The organism is Sanguibacter inulinus (assembly GCF_013415325.1).
Taxonomy (GTDB): domain Bacteria; phylum Actinomycetota; class Actinomycetes; order Actinomycetales; family Cellulomonadaceae; genus Sanguibacter; species Sanguibacter inulinus.
Window position 1 is genome coordinate 53,936 of record NZ_JACBYE010000001.1, and the last position, 16,727, is coordinate 70,662.

Consider the following 16,727-nt stretch of genomic DNA (forward strand, 5'->3'; position numbering starts at 1 on the left):
GCCGCTGACACAGGCGGCGACCACCTGACCGTGGGGCGTCCTCCCGGACCTCGCAGGGCACCTCGGCGGCAGCCTGCGGGGAGAGAGGCTAGCCTCCCGCCGGTCAGCCGACGGGCGTGACGACCGTCGACGTCTGGACGTCGTCCGGGACGGCGGGTTCCTGCGGCCCAGAGGTGCCCATCCAGAACCCGATCGCGATGCCGACGGCCCCGGCGATGAGCGCCGTGCGCATCGTCGTGCTCTTGGGTCGCATGGCGGACCCGGTGCCGTACGAGGACATCGCCGGTCCGGCGGAGACCAGACCAGGCCCCTCGGGACGGCGGAACTCGGCCTCGACGGACCCGGGCTGCAACGGCATGTTCAGGTCGTGCTGTTGGTCGGTCATCGTCGCCCCTCGCTCGATGGATGGCGGTGGTGTGCACCGTCGCCCGTCCGGCGGGATCATGGGTCGGCGAGATCCGACCCTGCCCCCTGGAGCTCCATCCTAGTGTGTCAGGTCACACTCCGGAGGAAGAGGTTGGCCGAGCCTTGGTCCAGAGGGCCTGGTCCAGCCAGTCCGAGACAGTCGGGATGTCCCGCGAGATATTCAGGGACGCGTGAGGCTGACCAGAGATGCCTGTGGGGCTGTGTTCACTGCGGCGAGCACGTCGTTCGTGACTGGGTCGAAGAGGTCTGCGACGGGCAGACCGCTCTCGACGACTGCCTCGATCTCGGCATCGGACTGCGTTCCTGCGAGAGTCCACAGCGTCGCGTCTGTCTCAGGTGAGAGTGCTGTGAGCGCCGGGCCCGGTGCGGGTTCTGCTGATCGTGCCGCATGGCCCGCGTTCGGCACGGCGATCAGCGCCAGCGCTCCGACGATGACGGTGACGAGCGGTCTGACGTTCATGGTCTTCTCCTTGGCCTGAGGTCCGCGATCGACAGGAAAGATCGTATTGAACGTTATCAGAAGTATCTGCCCAGGTGTCGGTTCATCACCCTTTTGCACACAGGCGCCCGAGGGGCTCTGACGTGCCGTCGGATGGGTGCCGTAGCGGCGGGCAATGTGCGCCGTCGAGCCCGGTCGAGCAGGGTTGCCTGTCGGCGGTGCGCGCCTCAGTGCGACGTCGCGACCATCTTCTGCTCGGGGTCGAGGGTCGTCAGGATGCGCCGGGCGATCTCGGCGAGCTGGCCGACCTGCTCGGGCTCGAGAGCGTCGATGACGAGCTCCCGTGCGGTCCGCACGTGACCCGGGGCTGCCTGGACGACCTTGTCCCAGCCGGCGTCGGTGAGGGTCGCGTTCGTCGCACGGCCGTCGCCTGGGCAGGGGGATCGCTCGACGTACCCGGCCTTCTCGAGGCGCGAGACCACGCGGGAGAGCCTGGGCAGCGTGGCGTTGGTGCGCGAGGCGAGGGCCGACATCTGGAGGACCCGTCCCGGTGACTCGGACAGCATGGCCATCGTGAAGTACTCGAAGTGGTTGAGGTCGTCGTCGCGGTTGAGCTGCGCGTCGAGGGCCCCGGGGAGCAGGGTGAGCACGGCCATGAGCCGCACCCAGGCTGTGTGCTCGTCGCTGTCGAGCCAGGTGACGTCGTCCATGGGAACCACTCTACCGCCGATGGTTGACGCTACAACTAACCGGTGCTAGGTTGCTTGTACATACAACAAAGCGGGTCGCGAGGCCCCCGTACGAGGAGCAGCAATGACGAACGTGACGATCTTCGGTTCTGGGAACATGGGCAGCGCGATCGCAGGCGTCCTCGCCTCCGGCGGGGCCTCCGTCCAGCACGTCGGCCGCGGTGAGACCGCGACCCTCACGGGCGACGTCGTCGTCCTCGCCGTCCCGTACCCCTCGGTCACGGACATCGTGGCGACCTACGCCGACCAGCTGGCCGGCAAGATCGTCGTGGACATCACCAACCCGCTGAACTTCGAGACCTTCGACTCGCTCGTGGTCCCTGCCGGCAGCTCAGCGACGGCCGAGATCGCCCGGGCCCTCCCGCAGTCGCACGTGCTCAAGGCCTTCAACACGAACTTCGCGGCGACCCTCGCCTCGGGCACCGTCGGCACGAACCGGACGACGGTCCTCGTCGCGGGTGACGACGAGGCGTCGAAGCAGACGCTCGTCGCGGCTGTGACCGCCGGTGGGCTCGACGCCGTCGACGCCGGCTCGCTCGCCCGCGCCCACGAGCTCGAGGCGATCGGCTTCCTCCAGCTCACCCTCGCGGCCCGCGAGGCCGTCTCGTGGACCGCAGGCTTCACGCTCGTCCGCTGACGCCTGAAGCACCAGCAGCTCCCCCGGGCCGACCTGACCCGGGGGAGCTGCTGCATGAGCGAGGGCCCCGCGCGCACCTGCCACCGAAGAACTTTGACGGAACCTTGACGCCCTGGTGCTGGCCGTCCGGGTCTTCCGGCCCTCCTCGACATCTAGGCTCGGAGGTCGGCACCGACGACCGTCGGTGCGGTGGACCTGCACGGTCTCCCTCTACGCGGCGAAGGTGGCTCCAGGCCCATGCCAGCACAGCTCGCGAGGATCGTCGCCCACCTCACGAGCCGTCGGCCCGGTGACGACAGCCGGTGGAGGCTCGGCCTCGGCAACCCCGGGCGCACCGTCGTGGCCGGGTTCGCCGCCGGACTCGTGGTCGGCACGGTCCTGCTCATGCTCCCCGTCGCCCGGACCGGGCCTGGCGGAGCCACCCCGCTCGAGGCGCTCTTCACCGCGACCTCGGCCCTGTGCGTGACGGGGCTCGCCGTGGTCGACACGGCCACCTACTGGACACCCTTCGGGCAGGTGACCATCCTCGCGCTGATCCAGGTCGGCGGCTTCGGCATCATGACCCTCGCCTCGCTGCTCGGGCTGCTGATCTCCAGGCGCCTCGGGCTCGGCTCGAGGATCGTCGCCGCAGCCGAGACCAAGAGCGTGGGCCTGGGCGACGTCCGCACGGTGCTGCTCGGGGTGGCGAAGATCAGCCTGACCGTCGAGGCCGTCACGGCTCTCGTCCTCACGGTGCGCTTCGCCACGGCCTACGACCACCCTGTCGGCACGAGCCTGTGGCTCGGGGTGTTTCACGCCGTCTCCGCCTTCAACAACGCCGGGTTCGCGCTGTTCAGCGACAACCTCGTCGGCTTCGCCGCTGACCCGTGGATCTGCCTGCCGATCGCCGTCGCCGTGATCCTCGGCGGCCTCGGCTTCCCCGTCATCATGGAGCTGCTGCGACGGCGCACGCGCCCGCGGCGCTGGAGCGTGCACACGCGGCTCACGCTCCTCATGACCGCCGTGCTGCTGGTGGGCGGGACCGTCTTCATGACCGTCGCGGAGTGGGGCAACCCCGGGACCCTCGGGGCTCTCGACCCCGCCGGGCGCCTGCTCGCGGGGTTCTTCCAGGCGGTGATGCCCCGCACCGCAGGCTTCAACAGCGTGGACATCGGGTCGATGAACACCGGGACCCTGCTCGGGACCGACGTGCTGATGTTCATCGGCGGGGGCAGCGCCGGCACCGCGGGTGGGATCAAGGTCGGGACCTTCGCGGTGCTCCTCGTCGCGATCGTCGCCGAGCTCCGTGCGGCCCCCGACGCCGAGATCTTCGACCGGCGCCTCTCGCCGACGGCCGTCCGTCAGGCGCTCGCGGTCGCCCTGCTGAGCGTCGCGGCCGTCGTCGCCTCGACCATCACGATCGCCATGACGAGCACCTACACCCTGGACCAGATCCTCTACGAGGTGGTCTCCGCCTTCGCGACCGTCGGGCTCTCGACGGGCATCACCGCCGACCTCTCACCTGGCCACCAGCTGATCCTCGTGGTGCTGATGTTCGCGGGCCGGCTGGGACCCGTCACGCTCGCCTCGGCCCTGGTGCTCCGCGAGCAGAACCGGCTGTTCCGTCGTCCCGAGGGGCGACCGTTGATCGGCTGAGCAGCCGACCGTGCTCGCGCGCAGCGCCCTGAGCGCAGCTCCATGGCGCAGCCTCGCGCACGGCACCGTCGGCGCCTCATGGCCCCGTCACGCACGCCCCGGGCTGCACCTCCTCCCGGTGCCCCTGGCGTCGACAGGGGGGCAGCCCGGTAGTCTTGCCCCACAACCGAATGCAGCGCCGCTCGAACCTCGGTGGGAGAGCCCTGACGGGCACACCACCGACCACTCCTGTCAGGCGCCGAAGGAGCAAACCCTCCCCGGGAAACTCTCAGGCACCCGTACCGCCGAGGTGAGGCAACTCTGGACAGCAGGCGCGCGTGTCAAGCACCCGGACGCTCGAGACCGAGCGGACGACGCCGGCTGGCGCGCGCCTCACCGAAGGGGCAAGCCCGCACTCCTGCGCGGGCCAAACTCTCAGGTCGACCGGACGCCCCGTGCGTCCCCACGGTCAGATGACAGAGCGGGGAGGGTCCACGCACGTGGTGCGCCACCACGTGCGCCCTCGACCTCCAGGAGCTCGTCGTGACCACTCCCGCACAGCACCGCCCCCAGACCGGCCCCGGTGACGTCTTCGTCGACAGGCACGTCGGACCCCGCACAGGCACCGACGGCCGCGACGACGTCGCCCACATGCTCGGCCACCTCGGCTACGACTCGGTCGACGCGCTCATCGACGCCGCCGTCCCCGCCTCGATCCGTCTGGACGGCCCCCTCGACCTCCCCGCCGCGCGCACCGAGCCCGAGGTCCTCGCCGACCTGCGGCGCCTCGCGAGCCAGAACGAGACCCGTGTCCAGATGATCGGCCAGGGGTACTGGGACACCGTGACCCCCGCCGTGATCCGCCGCGGCGTCCTCGAGAACCCCGCCTGGTACACCGCCTACACGCCCTACCAGCCGGAGATCTCCCAGGGCCGCCTCGAAGCCCTCCTCAACTTCCAGACCGTCGTCTCCGACCTCACGGGGCTCGAGGTCGCCAACGCGTCGCTCCTCGACGAGGCGACAGCCGTCGCCGAGGCCGTCGCCCTCATGTGGCGCGCCGCCAAGAGGCCCGCGACCGCCGGTCCGGGTGTCGTCGTGCTCGACGCAGACCTCTTCCCGCAGACCCTCGCGGTGACCCGCGGTCGCGCCGAGGCGATCGGGCTCCCCGTGGTCGTCGCCGACCTCGACGCCGGCTACCAGACCGGCGTCGACGCCGCGCTCGCAGCCGCCGGCCTCATGGACTCCGCTGTCGTCGGCCTCGTCGTCCAGCAGCTCGGCGCGAGCGGCCAGGCCCGCGCGCTCGAGCCCCTCGTCGCCGCAGCCAAGGAAGCCGGCGCACTCGTCACCGTCGCGACCGACCTGCTCGCCCTGACGCTCTTCACAGCCCCCGGAGACGTCGGCGCGGACATCGCCGTCGGCTCCGCGCAGCGACTCGGCGTCCCGCTGTTCTTCGGCGGCCCGCACGCCGCCTTCATGGCCGTGCGCAAGGGGATCGAGCGCATGCTGCCCGGGCGCCTCGTCGGCGTGAGCGTCGACGCCGACGGAGACGTCGCCTACCGCCTCGCGCTCCAGACCCGCGAGCAGCACATCCGCCGCGAGAAGGCCACGAGCAACATCTGCACGGCCCAGGCGCTGCTCGCGATCGTCGCGTCCATGTACGCCGTCTACCACGGCCCCTCTGGGCTCCGGGCGATCGCGGAGCGCGTGCACTCCCACGCGCTCGCGCTCGCAGACCGCCTGCGCGGTGCCGAGCTCGACGTCGAGCACGCGGTCTTCTTCGACACCGTCCGCGTCGCCGTCCCGGGTGCCGCCGCCGAGGTCGTGGCCCGCGCCGACGCCGCAGGGATCAACCTCTGGGCACCTGACGCCGACCACGTCCAGGTCGCGTGCGACGAGACCACGACCGAGGCGCACCTCGACGCCGTCGTCGAGGCCTTCGTCCCCGGTTCGAGCGCCTCGGGATACTTCGTCTCCGTCGGCGACCTGCCCGCCGAGCACCGCCGCAGCTCGGACTACCTCACGCACCCGGTGTTCCACACGCACCGCTCCGAGACGCAGATGATGCGCTACCTGCGCACCCTCGCCGACAAGGACCTCGCGCTCGACCGCACGATGATCCCGCTCGGCTCGTGCACCATGAAGCTCAACGCCGCGATCCAGATGGAGCCGATCTCCTGGCCCGAGTACGCGGGGATCCACCCCTTCGCGCCGGCCGTGCAGACCGGCGGCTACGCCGAGCTCATCAGCACCCTCGAGGCGAACCTCGCCGAGATCACCGGGTACGCGGCGGTCTCCGTGCAGCCGAACGCGGGCTCGCAGGGCGAGTTCGCGGGGCTCCTCGCGATCCGCAACTACCACCGCTCCCGCGACGAGGCCGGCCGCGACATCTGCCTCATCCCGGCCTCCGCGCACGGCACCAACGCGGCCTCGGCCGCGATGGCGGGCATGCGCGTGGTCGTCGTGGCGACCGCCGACGACGGCGAGATCCTGCTCGAGGACCTGCGCGGCAAGCTCGAGCAGCACGGCTCGCAGGTCGCAGCGATCATGATCACCTACCCCTCGACCCACGGCGTCTACGAAGACACCGTCCGCGAGGTGTGCGACCTCGTGCACGCTGCGGGCGGTCAGGTGTACATCGACGGCGCGAACCTCAACGCCCTCGTCGGTCTCGCGAAGCCCGGCCAGTTCGGCGGTGACGTCTCGCACCTCAACCTGCACAAGACCTTCTGCATCCCGCACGGCGGCGGCGGCCCGGGTGTCGGCCCTGTCGGTGTCGCAGAGCACCTCGTGCCCTTCCTGCCGGGAGCAGGCTCGGCTCCCGTCTCGGCAGCACCGGCCGGCTCGGCCGGGATCCTCCCGATCCCCTACGCCTACGTGGCGCTCATGGGGCCGGACGGGCTGCGCCGGGCGACCGAGATCGCGGTCGTGTCGGCGAACTACCTCGCTGTCCGGCTGCGGGACGCCTTCCCCGTGCTGTTCACGGGACCGGGCGGTCTCGTGGCCCACGAGTGCATCCTCGACCTGCGTCCCCTCACGGCCCAGACCGGGGTGACGGCCGAAGACGTGGCCAAGCGCCTCATGGACTACGGCTTCCACGCCCCGACCCTGTCGTTCCCGGTGCCCGGGACCCTCATGGTCGAGCCGACCGAGAGCGAAGACCTCACCGAGATCGACCGTTTCGTCGACGCGATGCTCGCGATCCGCGCGGAGATCGACCAGGTCGCCGACGGCACCTGGGCGCTCGCCGAGTCTCCGCTGCGCAACGCCCCGCACAGCGCGGCCTCCGTGGTCTCCGACGCGTGGGACAAGCCGTACTCCCGCGAGACCGCCGCCTACCCTGTGGCCGCGCTGCGCGCCGCGAAGTACTGGCCGCCGGTCCGCCGCATCGACGGTGCGAAGGGCGACCGCAACCTCGTGTGCTCCTGCCCGCCGATCGAGGCCTACGCCGACGACGTCGCCGAGCCGACCGAGACCACCCTCGCGCACGCCGCGGTGGGCGCATGACCCCGCAGCCTGGCCTGAGCGACCGCCCGACCACCCGCACCGCAGACGAGGACGACGCATGAGCACCGCACGCTCCACCCCCCTGCACGACGAGCACGTGGCGCTCGGCGCCTCGATGACCGAGTTCGGTGGCTGGATGATGCCGCTTCGCTACGGCTCGGACATCGCCGAGCACACAGCCGTGCGGACAGCCGCGGGCCTGTTCGACCTCTCCCACATGGGCGAGATCGAGGTGTCGGGCCCCGGCGCCGGTGCGGCGCTCGACCACGCCCTCGTCGGCTGGCTCAGCACCCTCGAGGTCGGGCGAGCCCGGTACTCGATGATCGCCCAGCACGACGGCGCCGTCATCGACGACCTCGTCGTCTACCGCACGGCTGACGAGACCTTCCTGGTCGTCGCCAACGCCGGCAACGCCGAGGTCGTCCTCGCCGCGCTCGAGGAGCGAGTGGCCGGCTACGACGCCCAGGTGACCTTCACGTCCCCCGAGGTCGCGCTCGTCGCGGTCCAGGGACCGCGGGCTGCCGAGATCTTGCTCTCGCTGACCGAGGCCGGTGACGCCGACGCGGTCTCGGGCCTGCGGTACTACGCGATCACCCCGGCGACCGTCGCCGGGACACCGCTGCTGGTGGCCCGGACCGGCTACACCGGTGAAGACGGCTTCGAGCTCTTCGTCGAGAACGGCGCGGCCGTCGCGCTCTGGCGGGCGCTGCTCGCCGCGGGGGAGCCGCTCGGGCTCGTCCCGGCGGGTCTCTCCGCTCGGGACAGCCTGCGTCTCGAGGCGGGCATGCCGCTCTACGGCCACGAGCTCGACCTCACGACGACCCCCTTCGAGGCTGGTCTGGGGCGGGTCGTCCGCCTCGACAAGACTGACGCCGACGGCGCGCCCGTCGACTTCGTCGGGCGTGCGGCGCTCGAGTCCCGCAAGGGCTCGCAGCCCGCACGCGTGCTCGTCGGTCTCAAGGTGCTCGGCCGCAGGCCGGCCCGTGCCGGGTACCCGGTCGTGGTCGACGCCTCGAAGCTCGACGTCGTCGTCGGTACCGTGACCTCGGGTGCGCCGTCGCCCACCCTCGGGTACCCCGTGGCCCTCGCCTACGTCACGCCGGAGTTCTCGGCCGTCGGCACCGTCCTGGCTGTCGACGTCCGTGGCCGGGGCGAGGCCGTCGAGGTCGTCGAGACCCCGTTCTACAGGCGCCCGCGCGCCTGACCCTCAGTCCTGACCTGCTCGTCCCCAGCCTTCTCGCGCCAGACCACCCCCAGGAGAACCCCGTGTCGAACATCCCCGCAGACCTCACCTACACCGCCGAGCACGAGTGGCTCACGGCCGACAGCCCGGCGACCGTCGGTATCACGTGGAACGCCCAGGACGCCCTCGGCGACATCGTCTACCTCGAGCTCCCGGCCGTCGGCACGCAGATCGAGGCCGGGTCTGTGATCGGCGAGGTCGAGTCGACCAAGTCGGTCTCCGAGCTGTTCTCCCCCGTGAGCGGGACCGTCGTCGAGGTCAACGACGAGGCTGTCGCGAACCCGGAGATCGTGAACTCTGACCCGTATGGGGCAGGATGGCTCGTGAAGGTCGACATCACAGCAACCGGGCCGGTCCTCACCGCTGAGGAGTACACTGCGCAGGTCGCTTCGTAGGCTTTGGCAGCAACTTGCCACATGTCACCCCTTGTCGGTTCGGTGGATGATGTGTTGGATGACCTCAGGAGCGGATGAAAACACGCTCCCGAGGTGACATAGTGATCTTCGTCACAGCAGCGGTTCCATGGTATGGGTACTGAATGGCGATCTCCGTTCGATGTAGTTGATCACTGCACCGAACAGCCCGTCGGTCAGGACCATGCCGTGTCGGTGTCGACTCGGCTCGTCCGAGCCGGCGAGTGGTAGGGGGCGACCACGTGGCACCAGCTGTTCTTCACGCCTCGACCAGAAGTCGAAGTACCCGGGCACATGATCCAGAGTCGCTGGACCGCCGGGAAATGTTGGAGGAAGAATGACGACGACGGAGATCTCGGGATCCGCCAAGGTAGCGACCGGCTCGCTCACGCGACGTGAGCGTGTGGTGCTCTCCAACCTCACCGAAGAAGTGACCCTCGAGCAGATCGCCTCGAAGCTGTACGTCACGCGCAACACCGTGAAGTCGCAGGTCCGCAGCGTCTACCGCAAGCTCGGAGTCTCGACGCGCGCCGAAGCCGTCGAGTGGGCTCGCGCCGCAGGTCTGTACTCGACCGAAGACTGACCGGCCGCGCCTCGGGGCACCGGGCGTCCGCGCGGTGGCTGTTCGCCCGGCGCGGACGCGTCATCTGTCGGACACACAGACCTGAGAAACTTGTCTGCATGCACAGACCTGTCCTCGTCGTCGCCGCAGTGATCGTCGACGACCTCGCACGCCCGACGGCTTTCCTCGGCGCGCGACGGTCCCGACCCGCCCACCTCGTGGGCCGCTGGGAGTTTCCCGGCGGCAAGGTCGACCCCGGCGAGACCCCCGAGCAAGGGCTGCACCGCGAGATCTGCGAAGAGCTGGGAGTGACCGTCGAGCTGGGCGACGAGGTTGTCGGACCCGACTCCGGCGGCTGGGTCATCACCGACAGGCACGTCATGCGGCTGTGGTTCGCACGGGTCGTCGACGGTGACCCCGCACCCCTGGTCGAGCACGACGAGCTCCGGTGGTTGAGTCCCGACGAGTTCTTCGACGTCCCCTGGCTCGACGGCGACGTGCGCATCGTCGAGCACATCGCCGGGTCCTTCGAGCGGGGTGCCGCCCAGCAGGAGACCGCCTAGCCGGAGCGCGGCTGTCCACCATCATGGACGGGCGGGGTTCCGCGGGCCGTCGCCCCCCCGTGCGTGAGGGCTACCAGGCGGAGGGCTTGTAGTCCTTGAGGAAGCAGCCGAAGACGTCTTCACCGAGCTCGCCGCGCACGATCGGGTCGTAGACCCGCGCCGCACCATCGACGAGGTCGAGGGGGGCGTGGAACCCCTCCTCAGCCAGGCGCACCTTCGTGGTGTGCGGACGCTCGTCGGTGATCCAGCCCGTGTCGACGCTCGTCATGAGGATCTGGTCGGTCTCGAACATCTCGCGCGCGCTGGTGCGGGTGAGCATGTTGACGGCGGCTTTCGCCATGTTCGTGTGCGGGTGGCCCGGACCCTTGTAGCCGCGGGAGAACTGCCCCTCCATCGCCGACACGTTGACGATGTAGGTGCGGTCAGCCTCGGCCTGGCGCATCGACTCGCGCAGCCGGCTGATGAGGATGAACGGGGCCGTGCTGTTGCACAGCTGGACCTCGAGCAGCTCGAGGGCGTCGACGTCCTCGACGTTCTGCACCCACGAGTTCGTCGAGACGAGGTCGGGGACCAGGCCGCCGGCGTCGATCGCCGTGGCGTTGGCGACGCGCTCCATCGAGGCTGAGCCTGCCGTGAGCGCCAGCTTGGTCAGCAGGTCGGCCGAGGTGACCGACGAGTGAGCGACGGCTGTGGACGCGGCCGGGACGCTGCCCTCGAGGGACGCAGGGTGCGTGTCGTGGCTGCGACCGAAGGAGATGGTCTCGGGGAGGTAGCCCGAGGGGAGCTCGGAGTCCTCGGCTGCGGCGAGCGGCGCGTAGGCGCCGGGGGAGCGGCGCACGGTCTGCGCGGCGTTGTTGATGAGGATGTCGAGAGGTCCCTGCGACGCGACGTCGTCGGCCAGCGCGACAACCTGTGCGGGGTCGCGCAGGTCGATCCCGATGATGCGCAGGCGGTGGATCCAGTCGGCGGAGTCCTCCATGGCCTTGAACCTGCGGATCGCGTCGTTGGGGAACCGTGTGGTGATGGTCGTGTGGGCGCCGTCGCGGAGCAGCCGCAGCGCGATGTACATGCCGATCTTGGCTCGACCGCCGGTGAGCAGCGCGCGCTTGCCGGTGAGGTCCGTGCGCGCGTCGCGGCGCGACCTGTTGAGGGCTGCGCACTCGGGGCAGAGCTGGTGGTAGAACACGTCGACGTCGTGGTACTGCTGCTTGCAGACGTAGCAGGCCTGCGACTTGATGAGGCGTCCCGCGGAGTGACCTGTCGCGACGGGCAGCAGCTCGAGGCCCTGGGTCTCGTCGTCGATGCGGGTGGGGGCGCCTGTCGCGGTCGCAGAGATGACGGCGTTGTCCGCCGAGCGGATCGCGTTCTTCGCGGTGTCGCGGCGCTGCTTCTTGACGGTCTTGTACAGACGGGCTGTCGCGCGCTGGAGCGCGATCTTGTCGGGGTGCTCCGGCTCGAGCTCGTCGGCGGCCTCGAGCACCCGGATGGCAGCAGCGAGCTCGGCAGGATCGATAGGCATGTGGACGATTATCTCCCGTCAGGCGGGGATCGGCGGCATCGCGCTGGTCACAGCGGTCCAGGGCCCGCGCCGTGGATGTGTCTCCAGGGTGCGCCGGCCATCGACGGCACGGCTGAGTGTGGTCGGGTGGTCCGCACGGTCCTGCGACGGCGTCGTCAGCGGTCCTTGAAGTAGCGGAAGAGGTGCCGCTCTCTCGTCAGGACGAAGCCGAGGACCGATCCGAGGAGAGGCCCGGCCATCCCGGCGACCGCGGTGCGCGAACCGAGGACCACGGTGTGCCTCGCGTCGAGGTCTCCGCCGAGCGTGGTCGCCACCACGATCGCCACAGCAGCGAGCAGGGTCGCTGGCAGCGCCCACGAGAGCGTCTCGAGCATGACGACCGCCCCGAGGTCTTGCCGCGTCGTGCCGGCATGCAGTGCCGACGCCAGAGGAACGCGACGCAGCCGGACCGAGAGGTGCCCGAGCCCCACCCCGATCCCGAGCACGCCCCAGGGCGCGAGCCGCGTGACCCGGGCGTCGAAGCGTGACCTGCCGTCGAATGCCGTGCCGAGCGTGCTGTTGAGCTGAGTCAGCGTCGGGCTCTGACCAGCGCCGGTCTCGTCGTCCGGCAGCAGCGTGGTCTGGAGCAGGGCAGGGGTCTGTGGAGACGTCGGCCAGATGTCGACCCAGCACTCGTCGAAGGCTTCACCGTCGGTGGTCGGGACGAGAGCGGCGAAGCCGAGGCCCGGACGGCGTCCGTCCTCGGGGTAGCCGTAGACCCCCGCCACCGTCGCGGTCGTCTCGGAGGTCTGGAGCTCGCTCCCGGGGCGCACCGTCAAGGTCTGTGCTGCTTGCTCCGAGAGGATCACGCCAGCGCTGCCGATCTGCGTCCTCAGCACCTCGGGCAGACTGGGCGTGACCTCGATGACCGGGATCGTGGATGACGGGAGTGCCAGCGGGGTGAGCGACTCGGCCCCGGCACGGATGGCCCCTGCGGCTCGGACCCCGGAGACCGAGGCGAGGGCGGAGCACGCCGCGGGATCGATCCGGCCAGGTGCGTCGAGCGTGATGATCGAGGCTCCCGCGGCCTGGAACCTCTCGGCGGCAGCGGTGAGTGCCCGCACCGTCACGATGTCCGTCGCGCCGAGCCCGAGCACCACGGCTGCGAGGATCAGCGCGAACGTGAGGGTCCGGCTCGTCCCGCTGACGACGTCGCGCCACACCTCCCGCCAGATCGCCGCCAGGGTCATGGGCGACCGTCCTGGTAGTCGTGCAGGTCGATGTGGTCGGTGCACGCGTCCCGGGTCCGCGAGTCGTGCGTGGCGACGACCACGATCGTCCCCTCGGTGGCGATCTGCCCCAGCGCCACGTTCACCTCCTTGCCTGTCGCCAGGTCGAGCTGGGCTGTCGGCTCGTCCACCAGGAACAGGCTGGGACCTGCAGCGACGCCCCGCGCGAGCATGAGGCGTTGCGCCTCACCCCCGGACAACGACCGGAACGGCTGGTCGGCCACGCCTCCCAGCCCGAAGCGGTCGAGCAGGCTTGCCGCGTCGAGGTCGGCCGAGGCTGGCGCAGACCCTCGTGCCAGCAGCGGCAGTGCGACGTGGTCACGAGCCGTGCGTCCTGGGACGCCATGAGGGTTCTGGAAGACCCAGCCCACGCGATCGACACCGTCGTGGCGGATGCGTCCCTGGGTCGGCTGGGCCCAGCCGGCGAGCAGGCTGAGCAGCGTGCTCTTGCCGGAACCGGACGGTCCGGTCAACGCGTACACGCGTGCCGGGAGCAGGGTCTGACTCAGGCCACGGAACAGCCACGGACCCTCGGCGAAGCGGTGACCGACAGCGTCGAGGGTCACCTGCATGCTGGGCCGGTCTCCGGGCTGAGCGCGACCAGGCTCGGCGACGTGGGGGTCTCGAAGGTCACGAAGGTCTGCCCGAGCTCGGATCCGACCACCTGGACGGCTGTAGGGATCCCGTCCCCGAGGACACACGCGGCCTGGCCGTCGAGGTCGTAGAGGGAGCCCGGTGGGACTGACGAGACGGTAACCGGCTCGGCGAGGGCCAGTCGACCCTGGATGGAGCTCTCTGCCCCACGCACGGCCTGCAAGAACGAGTCCGACCCAGAGATGGTGGCTAGCGCCTCGGGCGAGGTCACCCGGCCCTCGTCTCCGACCGGCACTGTCAGGTCGTCGATCTCCAGGTTCCGTGCACCGGGGACGGCTCCGACGGGGAGCCGAGCCACGACGGCCCCTGTGAGCCCGCCGGTCAGTGTGGCCACAGGGTCGCCAGCCGAGACGACGCCGCCTGTGCTGCTGTCGCACGTGGACACGGTGACGGTCTCTCCGGGCAACCACAGCACTCGGGCCGCGCGGATCACGTCGCGGTCCGGGGCGGGGTCACCGGCGATCGCGAAGAGGTCGACGGTGGCGTCGAGGGTCGCGCTCCCGACGGTCCCGTCGACAGGCACTGACTGACCGAGCCGGGCCAGCTCCGTCTGGAGAGCGGTGACGTCTGGGCCTGTGGTGCCCAGCTCGAGGTCGCGCCACAGCGGGACGGTGGTCGCCAGGTTCAGCGTCTGCACCCCGTCGACGGAGAGAGAGCCCTGACCGGACACCAGCTCCGAGCCTGCGGCGCAGGACCAGGTGGTGACTAGTCCGGAGGCCGGAGAAGACACCGACGTGTCGCCGCCGACGGTGAGCGCGATCTCGACTGTCCGGGGGTCGGTGAGCTGGCGCTCGGTCACCGGCACAGACCCGACAGGTGCGGCGCTCGCCAGCGAGGCAGGCGTAGCGGATGCCGAGAAGGCGACACCCGCGCCCGCGCCCAGAGCGGCGACCACTATCCCGCCGAGCGCGGCCAGCCCCGTCTTCACTCGTCGGTCACTGGTCATGCGCCCGGTGTCGAACCAGGTGCGAACAACCCGAGAGGGTCGTTGTTGCACAGCATGAATGCCGCCTGCCCGAGGCCGGCTGAGACGCTCTCGAGGAGGGGAAGGTCTCCGTCTGCGTTCGTGTAGTCCTCGGCCGAGAACGACGGGTCGACCACGCCCTCTCGCACCAGGCACGCAGCCAGGATCGTCGCTTCGTCGAGGTTCTCGGGATTCCTCCGCACCCATGAGTGCAGAGCACTGACAGTGTTCTCGCCGGACTCTTCGGAGCAGGCGTCGACGCGCTCTGACACAGCGTCGGACGACATGCTGTCAGGGGATCGCATGGAGAACCCTCCGTCCGCCTCGAACGAGATGTCGGTGACTCCGAAGCTCGACAAGCACCCAGAGAACCTGTCACGGGTCTCCGACAGCTCCTGATCGGTCACGACCTCGTCGGCGAGCACAGAGCGGACGAAGTCGTCGGTCGACCGGGCCAGCGCATCCGTGAACTCGGCGGCCCACGGACCCGTGAAGGACGGTGCCCCTTCGAAGGATGTGGTGACCGGAGTCTTCTGGGGCGAACAGGCGCACAGAGCCAGCGCCAGCACGCAGGACGACGCGGCCACCAAGAGGCAGTCGCGTCGTGACCCAGATGGACTGAGCATCAGATCTGGAACCCGAATCCGTAGCCGACGGCAGTGGACCAGCATGAGAGCTGAGAAGAGGTCTTGCCCTTTCCGACCCAGCCCGCGTAGGTGCGCGTCTTGTTCGTCATGTCGTTGAAATGGCGCGCTGAAGAGCAGGTGGAGTTCTTCACCGACCACCAGCCGAGATTAGTGACAGTGCAGGAAGCTGCTGCTTCTGCCGGAGCGGCGGTGACAACCGAACCCACCCCGGAGAACGCCCCTGTGGTGAGCGCGACCGCGGCGAGAATCCCGCAGGCACGAGTCTTGAGCGACATCTTCATGTTGATCCCCTTATCGTCTGGTTGACACAAAGTAACACATCTGTCGCTTTCGGGAACGTGTGTGTTACTTCTCGAGGTGTGCGTCTGCCTCAGGGGTTACCCTCGGTTCGACGCGCGGCTCCTCGTGCACGGTCTCGCCGGCGAGCAGGAGGTAGAGCTCGCGGCGGGCGCGATCGAGGGCGCGGACGGCCTGGGTGGCCTGGTCCTCGGTCCCGGTACGGGCGATCTGGTGGGCGGCACTGCCGAGTGCCTCCATCGCCTCGCGGAGGGCGCGGGCGGGGTGGGCGGTCTGACCTGTGGCGCGATCCCACGGGGCGACGAGGTGCTCGCGGTGCTCTTCGACGTACGCCGTCCCCTCGGGTGTCAGGCTCGCGAGCTTGCGGCCCGAGTCGGCGGTGATGGTGATGAGCCCTTCGTCTTCGAGCAGGTTGAGGGCGGGGTAGATCGCGCCGGGGCTGGGTGACCAGCGGCCGCCGGAGCGCTCGGTGATCTCCTGGATGAGCTGGTAGCCGTGCATCGGCTGCTCGCTGAGCAGCATGAGGACGGCGCCGCGGATGTCGCCTCGGCCGGCTCGGGAGCCGGGGCCGCGGCGCGGCCCGCGCGGTCCGCCGTGGCCGCCTCGACCGCCGAAGCCGCCTCGGCCGCCACGGCCGTCGTGGTCGTCGTCGGCCCTGCCGCCGCGCGGTCCGCCGAAGCCGGGGCCGGACCCGCCCGGGGTGTCGCCCCGGTCTCTGCCGCCGGCACGGGCGAACCCGCCGCGGTGGCCCGGGAAGGGGGTGCCCTGACCGTCAGGGCGGGTGCGACCGCTCGGGCGGCCGTGGTGGTCGTGGTGGGCCTCGTCGGGCCTCTCGTGACCGTCGGGGTGGTCTGTCCGGTCGCGGCCCCGCGGGGCGCGGTCGTCGGTCGTGGGGCGCTGTCCGCGCCAGGTGCGAGTGATGTCGGGACGCATGGAGGGTCTCCTCGGGTTCAGCCGTGATGAAGGTGGGGGAGCGCGGTGCCGCGCTCGGTGCGGTCTCTGCGTCGCGATGACTGCAGGAGGACCGGGAGGGGGAGCCGGGGTGGATCGCCAGCTCGACCGATGAGTCAAAGATATATCGACGATATATCTTTGACAATAGTGCTGATGTGGAGATCGCGTGAGCACGGACGCGCCGACGCACCGACGCGCCGATCGGCCACCGGTCGGGGTGGGACGGGCGCAGGTCACGGTGCGGTCGGCCGAAGAGGTGCCGTCGTTCGTACCC

Annotated in this window: 17 protein-coding genes and 1 riboswitch; of the genes, 7 read left to right on the forward strand and 10 right to left on the reverse strand. The window is 70.2% G+C overall.

All coding sequences use genetic code 11. The annotated features are described in order from the left end of the window. Positions 1–103: 103 nt before the first annotated feature. The 3 genes from HZZ10_RS00260 to HZZ10_RS00270 form a co-directional block, all read right to left on the reverse strand. Positions 104–385 carry a hypothetical protein gene (locus HZZ10_RS00260; protein WP_056134699.1) on the reverse strand — a complete coding sequence of 94 codons (282 nt, stop codon included), beginning with the start codon at positions 383–385 and terminating at the stop codon, positions 104–106. Positions 386–586: 201 nt separating this feature from the next. Next, complete coding sequence (locus tag HZZ10_RS00265; protein WP_179911980.1) at positions 587–886, reverse strand: hypothetical protein; 300 nt, start codon at positions 884–886, stop codon at positions 587–589. 206 nt (positions 887–1,092) lie between these two features. Continuing rightward, positions 1,093–1,575, reverse strand: coding sequence for a MarR family winged helix-turn-helix transcriptional regulator (locus HZZ10_RS00270; protein WP_056134704.1), 483 nt, complete (start codon positions 1,573–1,575; stop codon positions 1,093–1,095). A 103-nt stretch (positions 1,576–1,678) separates the two neighbouring features. On the opposite strand from HZZ10_RS00270, the gene HZZ10_RS00275 reads away from it, so the two are divergent. The 7 genes from HZZ10_RS00275 (at position 1,679) to HZZ10_RS00305 (ending at position 10,150) form a co-directional block, all read left to right on the forward strand. Continuing rightward, positions 1,679–2,251, forward strand: coding sequence for an NADPH-dependent F420 reductase (locus HZZ10_RS00275; RefSeq protein WP_179911981.1), 573 nt, complete (start codon positions 1,679–1,681; stop codon positions 2,249–2,251). A 237-nt stretch (positions 2,252–2,488) separates the two neighbouring features. Beyond that, positions 2,489–3,886 carry a TrkH family potassium uptake protein gene (locus HZZ10_RS00280; protein WP_179911982.1) on the forward strand — a complete coding sequence of 466 codons (1,398 nt, stop codon included), beginning with the start codon at positions 2,489–2,491 and terminating at the stop codon, positions 3,884–3,886. Between the two features lie 183 nt (positions 3,887–4,069). Beyond that, positions 4,070–4,180: riboswitch (glycine riboswitch) on the forward strand. Positions 4,181–4,408: 228 nt separating this feature from the next. Then, positions 4,409–7,369 carry an aminomethyl-transferring glycine dehydrogenase gene (gene gcvP / locus HZZ10_RS00285; protein ID WP_179911983.1) on the forward strand — a complete coding sequence of 987 codons (2,961 nt, stop codon included), beginning with the start codon at positions 4,409–4,411 and terminating at the stop codon, positions 7,367–7,369. Between the two features lie 58 nt (positions 7,370–7,427). Then, positions 7,428–8,573, forward strand: coding sequence for a glycine cleavage system aminomethyltransferase GcvT (gcvT, locus tag HZZ10_RS00290; protein ID WP_179911984.1), 1,146 nt, complete (start codon positions 7,428–7,430; stop codon positions 8,571–8,573). Between the two features lie 62 nt (positions 8,574–8,635). Further along, a complete protein-coding gene (gcvH, locus tag HZZ10_RS00295) occupies positions 8,636–9,007 on the forward strand; it encodes a glycine cleavage system protein GcvH (protein WP_056134718.1) in 372 nt (123 codons plus the stop codon). Between the two features lie 355 nt (positions 9,008–9,362). After that, positions 9,363–9,608, forward strand: coding sequence for a LuxR C-terminal-related transcriptional regulator (locus tag HZZ10_RS00300; protein ID WP_056134721.1), 246 nt, complete (start codon positions 9,363–9,365; stop codon positions 9,606–9,608). A gap of 98 nt (positions 9,609–9,706) precedes the next feature. After that, positions 9,707–10,150, forward strand: coding sequence for a (deoxy)nucleoside triphosphate pyrophosphohydrolase (locus HZZ10_RS00305; protein ID WP_179911985.1), 444 nt, complete (start codon positions 9,707–9,709; stop codon positions 10,148–10,150). Between the two features lie 70 nt (positions 10,151–10,220). Here the strand turns inward: HZZ10_RS00305 and HZZ10_RS00310 are convergent, their stop codons facing one another. The 7 genes from HZZ10_RS00310 to HZZ10_RS00340 form a co-directional block, all read right to left on the reverse strand. Beyond that, positions 10,221–11,669, reverse strand: a complete 1,449-nt coding sequence (locus HZZ10_RS00310) for an SDR family NAD(P)-dependent oxidoreductase (RefSeq protein WP_179911986.1) — start codon at positions 11,667–11,669, stop codon at positions 10,221–10,223. Positions 11,670–11,824: 155 nt separating this feature from the next. Continuing rightward, complete coding sequence (locus HZZ10_RS00315) at positions 11,825–12,898, reverse strand: hypothetical protein (RefSeq protein WP_179911987.1); 1,074 nt, start codon at positions 12,896–12,898, stop codon at positions 11,825–11,827. Further along, the gene (locus HZZ10_RS00320; RefSeq protein ID WP_179911988.1) at positions 12,895–13,509 is read right to left on the reverse strand and encodes an ABC transporter ATP-binding protein; all 615 of its coding nucleotides are present in this window, start codon (positions 13,507–13,509) and stop codon (positions 12,895–12,897) included. The genes HZZ10_RS00315 and HZZ10_RS00320 overlap by 4 nt, the downstream gene beginning before the upstream one ends. Continuing rightward, a complete protein-coding gene (locus HZZ10_RS00325; protein ID WP_179911989.1) occupies positions 13,500–14,537 on the reverse strand; it encodes a peptidoglycan-binding domain-containing protein in 1,038 nt (345 codons plus the stop codon). Before HZZ10_RS00325 ends, HZZ10_RS00320 begins: the two co-directional genes overlap by 10 nt. Beyond that, on the reverse strand, positions 14,534–15,142 hold the full coding sequence (locus tag HZZ10_RS19105) for a hypothetical protein (protein WP_218928285.1): 609 nt from the start codon (positions 15,140–15,142) through the stop codon (positions 14,534–14,536). The genes HZZ10_RS00325 and HZZ10_RS19105 overlap by 4 nt, the downstream gene beginning before the upstream one ends. Before the next feature lie 38 nt (positions 15,143–15,180). Continuing rightward, a complete protein-coding gene (locus HZZ10_RS00335) occupies positions 15,181–15,483 on the reverse strand; it encodes a hypothetical protein (RefSeq protein ID WP_179911991.1) in 303 nt (100 codons plus the stop codon). Positions 15,484–15,547: 64 nt separating this feature from the next. After that, positions 15,548–16,432, reverse strand: a complete 885-nt coding sequence (locus HZZ10_RS00340; protein ID WP_179911992.1) for a PadR family transcriptional regulator — start codon at positions 16,430–16,432, stop codon at positions 15,548–15,550. Positions 16,433–16,727 lie beyond the last annotated feature (295 nt).

Excerpts from the sequence above, each read along its gene's own strand:
- HZZ10_RS00315 (WP_179911987.1), bottom strand. The coding sequence starts at position 12,898 with ATGACCCTGGCGGCGATCTGGCGGGAGGTGTGGCGCGACGTCGTCAGC.
- HZZ10_RS00320 (WP_179911988.1), bottom strand. The coding sequence starts at position 13,509 with ATGCAGGTGACCCTCGACGCTGTCGGTCACCGCTTCGCCGAGGGTCCG.
- HZZ10_RS00335 (WP_179911991.1), bottom strand. The coding sequence starts at position 15,483 with ATGAAGATGTCGCTCAAGACTCGTGCCTGCGGGATTCTCGCCGCGGTC.
- HZZ10_RS00275 (WP_179911981.1), top strand. The coding sequence starts at position 1,679 with ATGACGAACGTGACGATCTTCGGTTCTGGGAACATGGGCAGCGCGATC.
- gcvT (WP_179911984.1), top strand. The coding sequence starts at position 7,428 with ATGAGCACCGCACGCTCCACCCCCCTGCACGACGAGCACGTGGCGCTC.
- HZZ10_RS00265 (WP_179911980.1), bottom strand. The coding sequence starts at position 886 with ATGAACGTCAGACCGCTCGTCACCGTCATCGTCGGAGCGCTGGCGCTG.
- HZZ10_RS00305 (WP_179911985.1), top strand. The coding sequence starts at position 9,707 with ATGCACAGACCTGTCCTCGTCGTCGCCGCAGTGATCGTCGACGACCTC.
- HZZ10_RS00340 (WP_179911992.1), bottom strand. The coding sequence starts at position 16,432 with ATGCGTCCCGACATCACTCGCACCTGGCGCGGACAGCGCCCCACGACC.
- HZZ10_RS00310 (WP_179911986.1), bottom strand. The coding sequence starts at position 11,669 with ATGCCTATCGATCCTGCCGAGCTCGCTGCTGCCATCCGGGTGCTCGAG.
- HZZ10_RS00260 (WP_056134699.1), bottom strand. The coding sequence starts at position 385 with ATGACCGACCAACAGCACGACCTGAACATGCCGTTGCAGCCCGGGTCC.
- HZZ10_RS00270 (WP_056134704.1), bottom strand. The coding sequence starts at position 1,575 with ATGGACGACGTCACCTGGCTCGACAGCGACGAGCACACAGCCTGGGTG.
- HZZ10_RS00325 (WP_179911989.1), bottom strand. The coding sequence starts at position 14,537 with ATGACCAGTGACCGACGAGTGAAGACGGGGCTGGCCGCGCTCGGCGGG.
- HZZ10_RS00280 (WP_179911982.1), top strand. The coding sequence starts at position 2,489 with ATGCCAGCACAGCTCGCGAGGATCGTCGCCCACCTCACGAGCCGTCGG.
- HZZ10_RS00300 (WP_056134721.1), top strand. The coding sequence starts at position 9,363 with ATGACGACGACGGAGATCTCGGGATCCGCCAAGGTAGCGACCGGCTCG.